Here is a 17,753-nt window from a genome sequence, read left to right on the forward strand (position 1 = left end):
ATAGAGTGCAGAGGCGTGGTAGCGCTAACATAGATAAAGGGAGGGGCGCCGGATGAAGAAGTTTTCAAGCGTGTTTCGAAGCTTCTTAGTTTCTTATATCGTCATATTAATCATACCCAGCATTGCGGGATTCATATCTTATCGCACCTCCATCTCCGTTACAGAGAAGCTGTCCATCCAGAATAACGTTATACAGCTCCAGAAGAGCAAAGAACTGCTGGAGCGGCGGATGGCAGAGGTCGAAGGTTTCACGAGACAGCTCGCCATCAATCCGGACTTAAGCGTATTGATGAATGAGAAGAGCACAGGCGACCAAACGAATGTGTACGGGATCTGGAAAATGCTGCGCAGTGTCCTGACGTTCGGACAAACCAATGATTTTCTGCAGCAGTTTTATATTTATTTGGGCAACTATAATGTCATCCTGACGCCGGGTTCTGCCTATTTCCGACCGGAGCATTATTATGATAACTTCCGTTACACGGACCAGACGCTCGCCGAATGGAAGCAGACGGTGCTCGGGAAAACGCATCGCAGCGAAATCATGCCCCTTCGCAAATTTAATAATAAGGGTACACCGACTTCTGTTGTAACGTATTTGCAGTCTTTCCCACTCGACAGCTTTAGCGGCTCCTCGCCTGCCGTCGCCGTGGTCATTATCGACGAGAAAACGATCGCGAATTTATTAACCGGTATATCGGACAAATACGGTGGTTGGACGCAAATCAGCGATGCCAACGGACAAACGATTGCTTCGACGGGTACCGGTTTGCCAGATATGAAGGTATTGTCCAACGACCCTAAATTTGATCCGAATCAAACGAGTCAATTTTACGATGATGACCTCGTCATCACGATCCATTCGGAGACGAACGGCTGGGTTTATCGTTCCGGTATTCCGAGACATGCCTTATTGGAAAATGCGAATCAGATCAAGTTCATGACATGGTCAATTACAGGCATTGCACTTGCGATCGGTCTGCTGGTCGGCTTATTGCTGGCTTATCGCAACAGCGTGCCTATTCATAAGCTGGTTTCGGTCGTGAAGGAGCAGTTCGGCAAGGTGGAGACGGCTGAGCGGAATGAATACGATTTCCTGCACGGGAATATTGCCGAAATGATCCGGAGCAGCAATCAGCTGGAGTCTGAGCTGCACCGTCAGCTGCCGCTCATTCGGGATGCCTTCTTGAAACGGTTAATTTCCGGGGAGCTGCAGACAAGGGAGGAGATTTTCGCCGCTGCTTCTCAAGCGAATACCGGCATTTACGGCCATTCCGGGTATGTGTGCATTCTGCATGTGCAGGGTTATACCGGAATGGACAGCGTTGAAGTGCTGAATGAGCTGCATGCCGCACGTCTCATTCTGAAGCAAGCGCTGCTTGATATTGCCGGCTTTATGTTGACAACCGATTGGGGCTCCGACCGCTTCGTCATCGTGTTCGCTTGCAAAGAAGCGGAGACCGGTAATGCGCTCGGACGCCATGAAATCGCCGCGCTGCTCGAGCAGCTGTCACGGCAAGCTTTTGCAGATTACCGCATTACGTTTACGGCTGCGCTTGGCGATGAATTTGGATCGGAAACCGAAGTGAATGTCTCCTACGAGCAAGCGAAGCAGACGCTGGAGCATGCGCTGCACGCGGATCGCAAAGGTGTCGTTTGGTATGATGAAACGAGCATGGAGAGTGCAACTTATTATTATCCGCTTGAACTGGAGCTTCGTTTGATCGGGACGATCCGGGCAGGGGAAACGGACGAAGCAAGACGAATTGTCCGTTCCGTACTTTCGCTTAATACCGAACAGCGCGAGCTGTCGGTCGAGATGTGGCACCAGCTGGTTGGAGAGGTTAAGGGTACGCTCTTGAAGCTGCTCGATCAGAAGACCTTCATGGAATCCGGTATATTCGAACAGTTGAAGGATCGGGTTATTGCCATTCAAGCGCTGGATAAGCGTACCTTCCAGGCGGAAATCGAGGATATTGCCGATGCGATGTGCGCGGTAGTCGTCAGCCGCAAGAATGACAGTCACACGAGAACGGTCGACGGTATCAAAGGTTATATCGGCGAACACTTCTCCGATTCGGAGCTGACGTTATACCGGATTGCGGAGCAGGTGGAGCGGCCTGAGAAATACATTTCGCAGCTGTTTAAGGAAGTGACCGGCTCCAATCTATCCGATTATTTGGAACAGGTACGGATGGAGCATGCCATTACTTTACTGCGCGAGAATCGATATACGGTCGATGAAATATCATCCCGAGTCGGCTATAACAGTTCCCATTCGTTCCGCAGAGCATTTAAACGCGTTACAGGCGTGTCACCAAGCTCGTACCGGCAGACTGCCGAGGGTTGAAAGGAGGATTTGCATTGAAGAAGGCTGCTCGTTCTGTTTGTGCCGCAATTGCACTTTGCGCACTCCTCTTCGTACTTCCTGCCTGCGATTATATCAAGCAGCAGGACAAGTCCGCAGCTAAACCGATCCGCATCAGCGTTTTCGCGCAGCAGGATTCGGATCAAAATTTGAAAACGAATGAGTTCTCGCGAACACTGGAGCAAAAGTTTAACGTCTCCTTCGACTGGAGAACGATTCGCTATGAAGGTGCGAAGGAAAAGAGACAAATATCGCTGGCGAGCGGAAATTATCCCGATGCTTATATCCTGACGAGCTATATCGATCAATTCACGCAGGCGGACGTTCTTCGTTATGGAAAACAAGGGATCTTCTATCCGCTGAATGACCTGATCGAACAATACGCGCCGAATATCAAAGCAGCCTTCGATAAAGAGCCCGGACTTCGCGCGCTAAATACGGCGCCGGATGGCAATATCTATGGATTGGCCGCATTCAGCGACTGTTTCCATTGCTCCTATCCTTATAAACTATGGTTGAACGACAAATGGCTGAAGAAGCTGCATCTGAAGATGCCAAAGACGACCGAGGAACTCCGCGAAGTGCTAAAGGCGTTCAAGAATGGCGACCCGAATGGCAATGGCTTACCCGATGAAATTCCGCTTAGCGGCTCGACGGAGGATTTCGGTGTGCGTGTGCTTCCTTTTCTGATGAACGGCTTTGTTTATGACGACGATCGCACTTATGTCGAAGTGGCCAATGAGAAAGTCAGTTTGGCGGCGGACAAGCCGGAATGGCGCGAGGGACTGAAATACGTTAAATCCTTATATGATGAAGGCTTAATTGACGTAGGTGCTTTTACGCAAAATGCGGATGCATATAAACAGCTCGGCGAGAATGCCGGCGCGCAAATATTGGGAGCGGGGACGGCCATGCATCCGGCGATCTTTGTTGACACGGGGCTTGGCAATAAACGGGGCAACGATTATGTACCTGTTCCGCCGCTTCAAGGGCCGCATGCGTCATACGCGGTTTATTATCAGTCCGGCAGCACGCCTGGTGCTAAATTTGCCATTACGGATAAGGCGAGCCCGGAAGCGCGTATCGCACTCATTCGAATTGCAGATTATCTGTATACGCCCGAAGGCCAAGCCGGTGCGGAAATTGGCAAGGAAGGTCTCGATTGGCGAAGACCGCTGGATGGAGAACAAGCGCTTGATCCCAATATTCCGGCGAAGTTCGCGAGTATTGTCGTGAAAGAGTCCGATGCTCACCATAATACGAGATGGAGCGGGATGGGCCATTTCTATATGCCGAAGTCCTACAGGAACAGCTGGGTGCAGGATATGGACATTTATTCTCCAGCCGGATACGAGAGAAGGCTATATCAGGCGACGGAATTATACGCCGGACATGAGCCTAAAGAATTTTTCCCGATGTGGTCGGTCTGGATCGACTCTTCGAATGCAGATGAAGCAAGTCTGTTGCAATCGAATATTAAACACGAGATTGACGAGAGAGCGATGGCGTTCATAACAGGCCAATTGGATCTCGATAAGGATTGGGATGGATACGTAAACGGGCTTAAGGCACTTGGCTCGAACCGTTACGTTACGATTTTGCAGCAGGCGTACAACCGATGGATTGCTCAAGAAAATACCAAATAATCACTTTAGCCGGCCGCGGCAGATGCGGCCGGTTTTTTTGTGCCTGTTTAAGAGGTAAGGACGCTCAGATGGCCGTTTTATGGGGAAATGTCCCCCTGATTTCGGGATATCTGTACGCTAAAAGACGTAATTGTACCTTCCTCGAGGTGCCGAAAATCACCTATGATCGATTCTGTAGAAAGCGCTGTCACACATCAAGGATGGATTCATAGGAGGGGATTGTTTTGGAAGCCGCTGGCAAACGTCTCGGCGCAAGAAGAAGTTTCGCAAGACATTGGCAATTGTATCTCGTCGTCACGCCACCGCTTTTATTCTTTATTATTTTTAAATACTACCCGATGTTGAACGCTGTTCTTGCCTTCAAAGACTATTACGTGACGAAGGGGATCTGGGGCAGCCCATGGGTTGGCCTTCACAACTTCAGAATGTTCTTTGAGAACCCGGTGTTCAGTACGATCGTGAAGAATACGCTTACGCTTAGCTTCTATCTGCTGCTTGCCGGATTCCCTGTTCCGATTGTACTGGCGCTCATGTTAAATGAAGTACGCGCACAGAAGTTCAAGCGTTTCGTGCAGCTTGTCACCTTTGCGCCGTACTTTATTTCCACGGTCGTCATGGTCTCGATCATTATGCTTTTCCTAGCGCCGAGGCTTGGATTTGTAAACGTATTCATGAATCACTTAGGTCTGGAATCCGTTAACTTCCTGGGTAACCCGAACATGTTCACATCCATTTATGTATGGTCGGATATTTGGCAGACAGCCGGTTATTCCGCCGTTATCTATTTGGCAGCACTTGCTGGGGTTGATCCGACGCTATATGAAGCAGCTAAGGTGGACGGCGCATCTCGCTTCCAGAAAATTTGGAACGTGGATTTGCCGGGCATTCTGCCTACTATCTCGATCATCTTGATTCTAAATGTCGGTAACGTCATGGCAATCGGCTTCGAGAAAGTGTATCTGCTTCAAAATAAATTAAATATCGCCAGCTCGGAGATTATCGCGACATACGTGTATCAAATTGGTTTGCTGAATGCGAATTACAGCTTTGCGACGGCAGTAGGTTTGTTTAACTCTGTCATCAATCTTGTCCTGTTATTTACGGTAAACGCAATGGCACGACGGTTTTTGAAATCCAGCATCTGGTAATGAAGAGGTGTTTACGTGGCTAAGGTAGCGAATCGAATCAAAGAATCATCCGGCGATAAAGTGTTCCTAACCGTCATTTACATCATTCTGGCCCTCGTGCTGGTGGCGGTGCTCTATCCATTAATCTACATTTTCAGCAGCTCCTTCAGCAGCCCGGCTGCCGTATCGGCGGGACGTGTTTGGCTGTGGCCGGTAGATATTTCGTTTAAGGGCTACGAATCGCTGTTCAAGAATCCGCAAGTATTAACGGGCTATGGCAACTCCTTGCTGTATACCGCGGCAGGCACGTTAATCAGTGTTATGTTGACGGTCATGCTGGCATACCCGCTCTCACGGTCAACGTTCTTCGGCCGCAATGTGATTATGATGCTTATTACGTTCACGATGCTGTTCAGCGGTGGACTGATTCCAACTTATCTGGTCGTGAAGAGCATGGGCTTGATCGACACAAGATGGGCGCTAATCATTCCCAACGCGGTATGGGTGTGGCAGGTCATCATTGCAAGGTCGTTCTTCCAGCAATCCATACCTGCAGAGCTAGTGGAAGCAAGCGAAATCGACGGCTGTACGGATATCCGCTTCATTCGCAGCGTGGTGCTGTCACTGTCCAAGCCCATCATAGCCGTTCTCGTTATCATGTATGCGGTCGGCCAATGGAATGCGTACTTTGATGCCCTCATTTATCTCAAAACATCGAGTAAGTACCCGCTGCAGCTGATTCTGCGGAGTATCATCATTCAGAACAACAGCGGCAGTTCCAATATGGACGCCATGAAGCAGGTGGAACGGCAGCAGTTGGCTGAGCTTTTGAAATACTCGCTGATTGTTGTGGCAACACTGCCGGTGCTCATTATTTATCCGTTCGTACAGCGTTATTTTGTCCAAGGGATGCTGGTCGGGTCGGTTAAAGGCTAAATCTGAATGCGGTATTGAAAGGAGTGATGCCGTCTTAAGCGCATCGGTTATCAGGCTGTGCTTGATCTACATGGTGATGGTGAAACAAACCAAGCAGAACAACTAAAAGGGAGCGATTACACGTGTTAAAAAAGAGAATGGTAAGCTTGCTCGCAATTGTCATGATGACGACCATGGTAATGTCGGCTTGCTCCAAAGACAACGGAAGCAGTAATACGACTTCGAACACAGAACCTACAAATGCTGCATCGACGAATACGAACGAGCCTGCTGCAACAAACACGGCTACACCTGCAGAGCCGGTTGATATCAAGCTGTTCGCCGTTCAAGAACAGGACATCAACCTTGAAACAAACAAGTTCACGAAATTCGTAGAAGATAAATTCAACATCAAATTCACGTTCGAAGCGATCCCAGGCGACGGTGCTAAGGAGAAACGTCAAATTTCCCTAGCGAGCGGCGACTTCCCGGATGCTTACATGCTGACGGCGTACATCGATCAATTCTCGCAAGCAGATCTGATCAAATACGGCAAACAAGGCGTATTGATTCCGCTGAACGACCTGATCGATCAATATGCACCGAACATTAAAGCAGCACTAGACAGCAATGCAGACTTCAAAGCATTCAGCGTAGCGCCGGATGGCAACATCTACGGTCTGCCTGCTTACTCCCAATGTTTCCACTGTTCATACCCGAACAAAATGTGGTTGAACACAGGCTGGCTGGAGAAGCTGAAGCTTGAAATGCCGAAAACAACGGAAGATTTCAAAAAGGTTTTGGAAGCGTTTAAAAACCAAGATCCAAACGGCAACGGCAAGAAAGACGAAGTACCGCTCAGCGGCTCGACAGAAGATTTCGGTGTTCGCGTAGTGCCTTACCTGATGGACGCATTCGTTTATGACGACGACCGCAACCATTTGATGATGAAAGACGGCAAAGTGGGCTCCTCTGCTGTAACGGACGAATGGAAACAAGGTTTGACGTACATTAAATCGTTGTTCGACGAAGGTTTGATCGATCCGGGTGCATTCACGCAAAATGCTGAAGCATTCAAGAAAATCGGTGAAAACGGCGATGCGCAAATTCTCGGCGCAGGCGCAGGCATGCACCCGGCTATTTTCTTAAACATCGATCATGGCAACAAAAACTCCAAAGACTACAACCCGGTTCCACCGCTTACAGGTCCAAACGGCGTTTCGCTGGCAACACATGACGGCGGCGGTGTTTCCCCTGGTGCGAAATTCGCGATCACAAGCAAAGCAAGCAAAGAAGCACAAGTTGCACTGATTCAACTTGTTGATTACATGTTCTCCCCTGAAGGCCAAACAAACGGCGCATCCGGTATGAAAGACATTGACTGGAGAGATCCGAAAGACGGCGAAGTTGCACTTGGCGAAGGCGTGAAACCGATGGTTGCTCCGATTCCAAGAGCAGAAGGCGAAGCTCCTCGTAACGCTGGTTGGAGCGGTATGGCTCATTTCTACATGCCAAAAGAATACCGTGACAGCTACGTTCAAGGCACGGACATCTACGATTCCGCGAACTATGAGCGTCGTCTGTATCAAGCTACGCAGCTCTACCAAGGCCATGAGCCGCAGGAGCTATTCCCACTGTGGGCGATCTGGCTCGATCCGGCTGAAGTAGATGAAGCTACAATGCTGCAAACGAACATCAAAACGTACATCGATGAGAATGCACTGCAATTCATTACGGGTCACAAGAGCCTTGACAAGGATTGGGACAGCTACGTGAAAGGGCTTGAAGATTTGAAGCTCAATCGCTACCTGGAAATTTTGCAAAAAGCATATGATTCTTCCACGTTCAAGAAATAAGAATGGCAAGACAACCGGGCGCATTATCGATGCATAGGCGCCCGGTTTTTTTAATGCTAATTATGCAAAGGGGATGAATGATGTGGTTCAGGTTCGGGCAGGCAGAACATTTCGCTTATGGGTGATTGTTGTTTTGTTCATCGTTGCACAGCTTGCCGTAGTTGCACCTAAAGAAAACACAGCATATGCAGCAAACAATGGGCTCGGCGCTAAGCCTTACATGGGTTGGAGCAGTTACAGCATGCAAGTGTACAGTGGTAATTCATCGTGGATCACAGCAGCGCAGATCAAGGCGCAGTCCGATGCCATGCATACGACGCTGCAATCGCACGGCTACGAGTACATCAACATCGATGCCGGCTGGAACGGCGGTATGGACGGCTACGGCCGGCCGGTGCCGAGCACAACGCTTTATCCGAATGGTCTTGGCGAAGTTATCGATTATGTGCACAACAACGGCCAGAAGATCGGGTTATACATGATTCCGGGCTTGGCGCCGCAAGCGTATACCGCGGATCTGCCGATCTATAACGCGCCGGGCTGCTCGATGCAGGATATCGCGGTATTGCCGCTGACAACGGCGGATTACTGGGGTCTGGGCTACAAAATCGACTTCTCGAACCCCTGTGCGCAGAAGTATATCGACTCCATTGCGGATTTGCTGGATTCATGGGGCGTGGACTTCTTGAAGTTCGATAGCGTTACGCCGGGTTCCGGTCATAACGACACGACTATCGATTCCCGCGGCGATGTTGCCGCATGGTCGCAGGCGCTTGCACCGCATGGCATCTGGTTCGAGCTGTCCTGGGCACTCGACCACAATTACGTCGACACTTGGAAACAGTATGCGAATGGCTGGCGTGTCGACTGGGATGTGGAATGCTACTGCACGAATACGGCGCTGACCGCATGGCCGAACATCGCCCGGTTATTCCCGGATGCGGCGACATGGTGGCGGGATGCCGGCCCAGGCGGATGGAATGACTTCGATTCGCTCAACGTCGGTAATGGCGCCATGGACGGGTTGACGCAGGATGAACGGCGCACGGCAATGACGCTGTGGGCGATGTCTTCTGCTCAGCTGTATACCGGCAACGACCTGACGAACCTGGACAGCTTCGGCATCAGCCTGCTGACGAACGATGAGGTCATCGCCGTCAACCAGGCCGGCCGGCCGGCGCATCCCGTCTCGACGGCAACCAATCAGCAGGTTTGGTATGCCAATAACGGAGACGGCTCTTATACGGTTGGCTTGGTGAATCTCGGCAGCGCGGCAGCAACTGTGACCCTGAACTGGAGCGACATCGGCTTGAACGGCGCAGCGAGCGTCCGCGACTTGTGGACGCATACCGATCTCGGCTCGTTCAACACCGGTTATAGTTCAGTCAGTTTGCCGGCGCATGGCTCGCGGCTGCTGAAGGTGAGAGCGGCAGGCGGCTCGGTTACGGCCAATGACGACGATACAGGCGTCAAATATACGGGCAGCTGGCAGCGCAGCTACAACCGCGGACTCGGCGACTACCAAGACGATGTTCATTTTACGCAAACGAACAATGATTATTTCGAATACACGTTCAATGGAACTGGCGTGGAATTGATTACGGAGAAGGATTCTTCTCAAGGCAACATCGATATTTATATCGATAATGTCTTGAAAGGGACGATCAGTACGTTTAATGCTACTCGGCAGCTGCAGCAGACTGTATATGCAATTAGCGGCCTCGCGAACGGCACACATACGCTGAAGGCGGTCAAGAAATCGGGCACTTATATGCTCTTGGACAAATTGCGCTTCAACGTACCGTCCGACATCGCTGTCAATGACACGGATACAACGATTACTTACTCCGGCACGTGGACGTATAACGGCAGCAGAGGCTTCGGCGATTATCAGGACGACGTGCATTACACGTCGACGAATAACAACTATGCGCAGTATACGTTTAATGGTACCGGCGTTGAGCTGGTAACGGAGAAGGAAGCAGGGCAAGGGGATATCGATATATATATCGATAATGTGTTTAAAGGTACTGTAAGTACCTATAACGCAACTCGGTTGACGCAGCAGAGCGTGTATCGGATATCCGGCTTAACGAGCGGCAGCCATACAATCAAAGCGGTTAAGAAATCAGGCACGTACATGCTTATTGACGCGTTCAAGGTCATCTCCAATAAAACGCAAATCAATAATACGGACGCGGGACTTACGTATTCCGGAGCGTGGTCATTAAACGGCAACCGGGGGTTCGGAGATTACAACAACGACGTCCATTTTACACAAACGAACAATGATTATGTCCAGTATACGTTTACGGGAACAGGCATTGAGTACATCACGGAGAAGGAAGCGGGGCAGGGCGACGTTGATATTTACATCGATAACGTCTTCAAGGCGACGGTCAGTACGTATAATGCTACAAGGCTTACGAACCAAGTTGTCTATCAGACTACGGGTCTGACCTCAGGCAGCCACACGTTCAAAGCGGTGAAGAAAACAGGCACCTATATGCTGCTGGATTCACTCCGAGTTACACCTTAATAGAAAGAGGGCGGCTCTTCGCAATTGCGGAGAGCTTGCCTTGTTGGAGGATAAATAATGAATAATATGCTGAATGTAGATTCATATTGTACAGTCCGCGAGGGCTTGCCGCGTTTCCGGAAGAAGCTGAGTCAGAACGAGCCCATTACCGTCGCTTTTCTCGGAGGATCAATTACGGAAGGCTACGGCGCTTCCGATCCCGACCGCTCCAGCTGGCGGGCGCAAACGGAGCAATATTTGCAATCTGCTTATCCTGCTGTGGAATGGACCTTCGTCAATGCTGGGGTTGGAGGAACGAATTCCACGCTCGGCGCGCATCGGTTTCAGGCGCATATCAGGGACGAGCACGACATTGACCTGTTGTTCATCGAATTCGCGGTGAATGACAGTCAGCACCGGGAGCAAACCGCTGAAGGAAGAGCAGAAACGATCCGTGGCATGGAGGGAATCGTTCGTCAGTGCCGCAGGCTTTCTCCACAGGCGGACATTGTGTTCCTCTATTCCGCGGACGAGAACAATCTGAGAGAGAAGGAACCTTTCTTCATCTCTGTTCATGAAGAGGTTGCTGCACATTATGGTCTGCCATCCGTGTCGTTCTTCCGCAGGGTACGTGATTGGCTCTGGGCAGGCGGCGGGACATGGGAGCAGCTTGCGCCGGATCGCACGCATCCGAGTGATGCCGGATATGCTTTCTATGCGGATCTATTGGTGGCATTTCTGGAAGGGGCTTTGGAGGAAAATACAGCTGAAACCCTGGATGTGATTTCATCCAACCTTCCGGTGCCGTTGCTGGAAGGCTCTTATGAGTACGCTGTTATGCGGGATTTGTCCACGGCCTACGATATGAAGCTGCTCCGGAAACAGGAGAGACCGGACAACATGGTCAACTGGCGATATGCTGCCGATCACCTGGCCTCTGATGCACAAGAGGCGGCGTTCAGCTTCGACGTGAATGGGCGAGGAGCGGGATTGCTGCTCATTTGCGGGCCGGATTCCGGTATGCTGGAATTCGCCGTTAACGATGGGCCGTTCCGGATCGTGAATCCGTTTGATGAATGGTGCCCGATGTTTTGGCGTCCAGTGCCGGTGCAGTTGGCGTTGCGTTCGCAGGTGGAACCGATGCGAATTACGGTGCGCAATACGACGATGAAGGATGAGCGAAGCACCGGGACATGGCTGCGAGTGCTTGCGCTGCTGGAGCATTGATAACTATTGTTAAGAAAATATTGACTTTGCCTAAACAATTATGGTATTTTAATAAACGCCGCTTCTGATTTACTGAAGCGACGACAACTGCCAGATGCGGTCGTGGCGGAATTGGCAGACGCGCTAGATTCAGGTTCTAGTGGTGTAACAGCCGTGGAGGTTCGAGTCCTCTCGACCGCACCATCATTCAAACCACAACCCTTCGATTTATTTCGAAGGGTTTTTTTGTCGTTATTTTAGAGATTGCTTCGCGGGCGAAGCAATTACGATCGAGAACAAACTAATAGAGATGGTAGGATATGTTTTTTTTTAGTTTCCACCTGAAAATCCACCGCCATAGCAGCCCTCCGTAAACGAACTATATACCATATTTATATGGAGTAAATGAAAATGAAGTATATCTAATCGTCGAAAATGGAGCGGTTACCTCTTTTTACATCGACTATATTGTCGAATCTATTAAATATTTCCTAAAAAGATATATTCACTATTTACAATTTTGTAAATTAGTCATAAAATGAAAACGCAAACAATTGTCAGGTTATACCTATTTCACATAATCAAGGTATACCTTCAAGCAGAGCGTCCAGAGAGGAGGCCATCCATACTTTAGCAGCTCAGCAAGGGTTTAGATGCAAGTTACTACTTTTTCTAACCAAGGGGAGGACAAAACAAAATGCGTAATGGAAACAAACGTAGTTTGATGGTCTCGGCAGCAGCATTGATGGTAGCTTTTTCGGTAGCAGGATGTGGCGCTAACAACAATACGAATAACACAACGACTAACACAGCTTCCGAAGGAGCAGCAAATACAGACACGGCGGCAACGACGAACGAAACCAATGCCACGAACACAGCTGAAACTGCTCCGGCAGAGAGCGCAGGCGATCTGAAAGGCGCGACAATCAAAATCGGTCTATGGTGGGACGGCGCTGACCCGCGCCTGATGGAAGAGAAAGATCGTGGTCCTGCGGAAGACGAGCAAATCGCGTTAATCGAAGCGGCTGAGAAGAAATATAACGGCAAAATCGAATTCGTGAAGTTCGGCGATTACGGTAAATATGTTGAGAACCTGACAACGACATCGCTTGCAGGCGATCCGTTCGCGGATGTAGTCGTGCTTGAGCTGTTCTGGTCATTCCCGGGTCTCGTAAACAAGAATTTTATCCTACCAATCGACGATATGCTGGATTTGAGCGATTCCAAGTACATTCCTTGGATGAAGAACGGCGGCAGCTACCAAGGCAAGCAATACGGATTCATTGATTCTCCTCCTTCCCCATACGGTATCTTCTATAATAAGAAGCTTGTGCAACAGCTCGGCGTTGAAGATCCATACGAATTGCAGAAGAGCGGCGCTTGGACATGGGATAAATTCCGCGAGCTGGCTAAAGCTGCAACGAAAGATCAAGACGGCGATGGCAAAACAGACGTATTCGGATACATCGGCGATATGAAAGTAAGTACGGAGCAATTCGTTTACGGTAATAAAGGCTCGTTCGATAAAGACGAGAGCGGCAACATGAAGTTCTCGATGGACAGCGCAAACTCGATCCAAGGTCTTCAGTTGGTAGCGGATATGTACAATGTGGATAAATCGATCCTGCAGCCGGCTCCGAAAGACGGCAATGACAAAGCCTTTATCGCTGGAAAAAGCGTCATGTATGGCGGCTTTAGCTGGGAGCTTGGCGGCTTGAAGGACAACATGAAGGATACAGAGCTTGGGTATGTCTTCTTCCCGAAAGCGCCTAACGCGTCGGATTACACATCCTACACGCCTTACGGCAACATGTACATGGTTTCCAAATACTCCAAGAATCCTGAAATCGCTATGAAAATCATGGACGAAATCAGCTTGCACGGCAAAAACAAAGAGCTTGCCGTAGAAAGCTGGAAAAACCAATATACGCCGGATGCACTTGATACGCGTACGCAAATGTACGACAAAATCGATTACAGCGGCAGCTACATCGCCATTCCGGATGCGGACAAATTGGTCGACAGCGTACTGAAGGACATTACGGAAGGTAAAGTAGCGCCTGCTACAGCCGTAGAGAAAGTCAAAAATCAATTTGATGCAGGCATCTCGAAGCTGCAAGCGGATTCGAAGTAACGCAATCAGCATATTTCATGTAATTTGAACGGGACACCCTCAAATCGGCTTTGATTTTCAAATGAAGACGATTTGGGGGTCCGTTTTTGTGAGGGGAACTATGAGGCGATCCTATACCAAACTTATTTCGATACTCGTTATCTTATCTGCCATCATCTATTTTGCGGCAACAACGATAGGGGGCAACTCAGATCGAACGGCTTCCGCCGAAGATCGCCCGCTTGACACTGCAAGTCTAATGAAGCTGTCGTCTTCGTTTAAGAAAGGCAGCTACGATGAATATTTGTCCAAGCACAAAGACATTCCCGAGCCAGAGTCAGACATCCTGATAGAAGCCGAAAGCTTTAATCAGGTATCAGGCATGAATGCATCCGTTGTGGAGAACTACGAAGGCGAGCAAGGGAAGATGGTCTCGACGGAAGAAACGGGATCGATTTCATGGTCCGTGGACGTAGAGCAAAGCGGCTTATATCAGATCGATATGAAGTATTTTACCGTTAAGGGTAAAGATTCGGACATCGAAAGAGGTCTGAAGATCGACGGAGAGACCCCTTTTAATGAAGCGAGAAGCCTTGTCTTCAGCCGCATTTGGAAGGATGAGAAAACCGTTTTTGATCGCGATGATAATGGCAATGATTTGGCGCCTAAGCAGATCGAGGTACCGATGTGGCAGGAGTCGCTGTTTGAGGATGCAAGTGGATATTATGAGCAGCCGTATCAGTTTTATCTTAGCAAGGGGAAACATGAGCTGACGCTGACCTCGAGTAAAGAACCGCTGGTCATCGATTATCTGAAATTAACCAAGCCGAGTAAGACCATAGCCTACGATGAACTGGAGAAGCAATACAAACAGAAGGGCTACAAACCCGTCGAAGGCTCATTTTTGAAAATTCAAGGGGAAGCCTCTTCGCTGAAATCAACGCCAATGCTCCTCCCTTACAATGACCGCTCAAGCCCGGCTGTCGAGCCCTTCCACGCATCGAAGCTGCGTAACAATGCGATGGGTGGCTGGACCTGGCGTATGCCGGGACAGTGGATAGAATGGGAAGTCGAAGTGGAGCGTGACGGGTTATATCAAATCGCCTTCAAGAATCGGCAGAATTATTTGACTGCGATGTCGGCACTAAGAACACTTACGATCGACGGCCAGCTTCCTTTCAAGGAAGCGCAGCGAATCGGTTTCGCATATGACTCCAATTGGCAGATGAAGGTGCTGGGTAAGCAGAACGATAAACCTTATCAGTTTTATATGACCGCTGGCAAACACACCATCCGGCTTGAAGTAACGCTAGGCGAGTTAGCGCCTGTACTGCGGACCGTGGAGAACAGCGTATTGAACTTGAATGCGATGTATCGGAAGGTAATCAGCTTTACGGGCATTGTGCCGGATCAGTTCCGGGATTATGCGCTGGATAAGCGGATTCCTGAAATGTCTACCGTTTTCCGGGAGGAAAGCGATCGTCTCTATGCGATTGCCCGCATGATTCAAGGTCCTGATGATGGAGGGAACGACCGTTCTGCTCTATTGAATACACTTGCCTACCAGTTGAAAGACTTGGCAGACCGTCCGGATACGGTACCAAGCCGAATTGATGCTTTCAAAAGCAATGTTGGAGCACTGGGATCCTGGATGCTGATGATTAACGAACAGCCGGTTGCAATCGATTATTTGATCGTTTCGCAGCCTGGTGCGGAGCTCCCGAGTCCTGAAGCGACGACATGGGCGAAATTCAAATCAAGTCTAGCTTCGTTCACAGCCTCCTTCTATGAGAACTATGACGACTTCAGCAGCAATGACGCAGGGGATAAAGTCATTACCGTTTGGGTGACATCCGGACGTGACCAAGCGCAGATCCTGAAACGATTGGTCGATGATAATTTCACGCATGACACGGGGATTAAAGTGAACCTGAAGCTGGTATCCGCGGATATTCTGCTCCCATCCACGGTTGCGGGCAAAGGACCTGATGTTGCGCTGCAAGTCGGCAACGAGGTCCCGGTAAATTTCGCAACACGAAACGCGCTGCAGGATTTGTCCGTATTCCCTGACTTCCGTGAGATTACCGAACGGTTTAACAGCAGTGTCATGGTGCCGTACGCATATAACGAGAAGTATTATGGGCTGCCTGAGCAGCAGACGTTCCCAGTCTTGTTCTATCGAAAAGACATCATCGAAGATGAACTGCATCTGAAGGTGCCGCAGACATGGGATGATGTGTACGCACTCATTCCGGAGCTGCAGAAGCATAACCTGCAATTCGGTTTGCCGCAGAGAGGACTTAATGCGCAAGGCAATGATGTCGTCACGACGGATATCATTACGCTTCCGCCAAGCCCTACGTTTGCCATGCTGCTCTATCAGCATGATGGAGAATTCTATAAGAATAATGGTATGGCTACCGGATTGGATGAAGAAACGGCGATCGAACAGTTCAAGAAATGGACGGATCTGTATGTGAATTATAAGCTGCCGATCCAGACGGATTTCGCGAACCGTTTCCGTACCGGGGAAATGCCAATCGGTATCGTGGACTATACGATGTATAACAAGCTTTCCGTGTACGCACCGGAAATTAAAGGACTATGGGGATTCGCTCCTGTTCCCGGCACGAAGCAGCAAGGCGGGGCGATCCGCCGGGATGTCGGTACGGGAGGCACGGCGGCAGTCATGTTCGAGCATACGAAGGACAAGGAATCGGCTTGGTCCTTTATGAAATGGTGGACCAGCAAAGAGACTCAATTGGCGTTTGGCCGCGAGATGGAAGTTCGGTTAGGAACGTCCGCTCGTTATCCGACCGCGAACATTGAAGCGCTGAAGCTGCTGTCATGGCCTGTCCAGGATTTAAACACGCTGCTCGAACAAATGAAATGGACGCGGGGGATTCCAGAAGTGCCAGGCGGGTATTTAACCGGCCGGAACATTGATAATGCCTTCCGCCGTGTAGTCGTACAAGGCGAAGATCCGCGAGAAACGATGGATTTCTATGTTCGATACATGAACGAAGAGATTAACGCGAGAAGAAAAGAATTCAATCTTCCCTATGAGAAGTGAGGGGACTCCCAATTAGTGCGATAACGTTTAAGAAACTAAGCCATATCAAGACCGAATTGGTCAAGAACAAACATGCGCTTGTCTTGATGGCGCCCTATTTTCTAATATTTACCGTATTTACGGTCATACCGGTATTCATGTCGGTTATTCTCAGCTTTACGTATTTCAATATGCTGGAATTTCCGCGTTTTGTAGGCTGGGACAATTATGCCCAACTATTCGTCTCCGACGATGTGTTTCTTATTGCAGTGAAGAACACGTTCTTATTCGCCTTTATAACTGGTCCGATCAGCTATGTGGCCTGCTTCTTATTCGCATGGCTGATCAATGAATTACCGCCTAAGCTGCGCGCCGTATTGACGCTCATTCTGTATGCGCCATCCATTGCGGGGAATACCTATTTGATCTGGCAGACGCTGTTCTCGAGTGATTCCTACGGTTTCATGAACTCGTTTCTAATGAAGTGGGGCTTTATTCTGGAACCGATTCAATGGCTGCAAGATCCGCGGTATATGCTTCCGATTCTGATGGCCGTTCAATTGTGGCTCAGCTTGGGTACGTCTTTCCTTGCTTTTATCGCCGGTTTACAGAACGTGGACCGGACCTTATATGAAGCAGGAGCGATCGACGGAATCCGTAACCGATGGCAGGAGCTGTGGTTTATTACGCTTCCGGCTATGCGTCCGCAATTGATGTTCGGTGCCGTCATCCAGATTACATCGGCATTTGCGGTAGCTGAAATTTCGATTTATATGATCGGTTTCCCAAGCGTGGACTACGCCGCTCATACGATCGTTACGCATTTGGTCGATTATGGAACGATCCGTTTCCAGATGGGTTATGCATCGGCAATCGCGACGATATTGTTTGCGATTATGATGATTACGAACTTGATTACGCAGAAGCTTCTGAAAAAAGTAGGTGAGTAAGT

Annotated in this window: 10 protein-coding genes and 1 tRNA gene; all 11 read left to right on the forward strand. The window is 49.5% G+C overall.

The window, feature by feature from the left end:
- Window positions 1-52: 52 nt before the first annotated feature.
- The 11 genes from AC50Y3_RS01895 to AC50Y3_RS01945 all read left to right on the forward strand — a co-directional run bounded on the left by AC50Y3_RS01895 (window position 53) and on the right by AC50Y3_RS01945 (window position 17,751).
- Window positions 53-2,350, forward strand: a complete 2,298-nt coding sequence (locus AC50Y3_RS01895; RefSeq protein ID WP_494817078.1) for a helix-turn-helix domain-containing protein — start codon at window positions 53-55, stop codon at window positions 2,348-2,350.
- Between the two features lie 14 nt (window positions 2,351-2,364).
- On the forward strand, window positions 2,365-4,014 hold the full coding sequence (locus AC50Y3_RS01900; protein WP_494817079.1) for an extracellular solute-binding protein: 1,650 nt from the start codon (window positions 2,365-2,367) through the stop codon (window positions 4,012-4,014).
- 224 nt (window positions 4,015-4,238) lie between these two features.
- Window positions 4,239-5,162: an ABC transporter permease gene (locus AC50Y3_RS01905; protein WP_494817080.1), complete on the forward strand. Its 924-nt coding sequence runs from the start codon at window positions 4,239-4,241 to the stop codon at window positions 5,160-5,162.
- Between the two features lie 15 nt (window positions 5,163-5,177).
- Window positions 5,178-6,077, forward strand: coding sequence for a carbohydrate ABC transporter permease (locus tag AC50Y3_RS01910; RefSeq protein WP_494817081.1), 900 nt, complete (start codon window positions 5,178-5,180; stop codon window positions 6,075-6,077).
- A gap of 137 nt (window positions 6,078-6,214) precedes the next feature.
- Window positions 6,215-7,912 carry an extracellular solute-binding protein gene (locus tag AC50Y3_RS01915; protein WP_494817769.1) on the forward strand — a complete coding sequence of 566 codons (1,698 nt, stop codon included), beginning with the start codon at window positions 6,215-6,217 and terminating at the stop codon, window positions 7,910-7,912.
- Window positions 7,913-7,994: 82 nt separating this feature from the next.
- Complete coding sequence (locus AC50Y3_RS01920; RefSeq protein ID WP_494817082.1) at window positions 7,995-10,451, forward strand: glycoside hydrolase family 27 protein; 2,457 nt, start codon at window positions 7,995-7,997, stop codon at window positions 10,449-10,451.
- 57 nt (window positions 10,452-10,508) lie between these two features.
- The gene (locus tag AC50Y3_RS01925; protein ID WP_494817083.1) at window positions 10,509-11,657 is read left to right on the forward strand and encodes an SGNH/GDSL hydrolase family protein; all 1,149 of its coding nucleotides are present in this window, start codon (window positions 10,509-10,511) and stop codon (window positions 11,655-11,657) included.
- A gap of 96 nt (window positions 11,658-11,753) precedes the next feature.
- Window positions 11,754-11,840: transfer RNA gene (locus tag AC50Y3_RS01930), tRNA-Leu, on the forward strand.
- Window positions 11,841-12,333: 493 nt separating this feature from the next.
- Window positions 12,334-13,770, forward strand: a complete 1,437-nt coding sequence (locus AC50Y3_RS01935; RefSeq protein WP_494817084.1) for an ABC transporter substrate-binding protein — start codon at window positions 12,334-12,336, stop codon at window positions 13,768-13,770.
- A 100-nt stretch (window positions 13,771-13,870) separates the two neighbouring features.
- Window positions 13,871-16,822 (forward strand): extracellular solute-binding protein, encoded by a 2,952-nt coding sequence (locus AC50Y3_RS01940; protein WP_494817085.1) that lies wholly within the window; start codon window positions 13,871-13,873, stop codon window positions 16,820-16,822.
- A gap of 20 nt (window positions 16,823-16,842) precedes the next feature.
- A complete protein-coding gene (locus AC50Y3_RS01945; RefSeq protein WP_494817770.1) occupies window positions 16,843-17,751 on the forward strand; it encodes a carbohydrate ABC transporter permease in 909 nt (302 codons plus the stop codon).
- Window positions 17,752-17,753: the final 2 nt, after the last annotated feature.

Source organism: Paenibacillus sp. J22R98 (genome assembly GCF_059383835.1).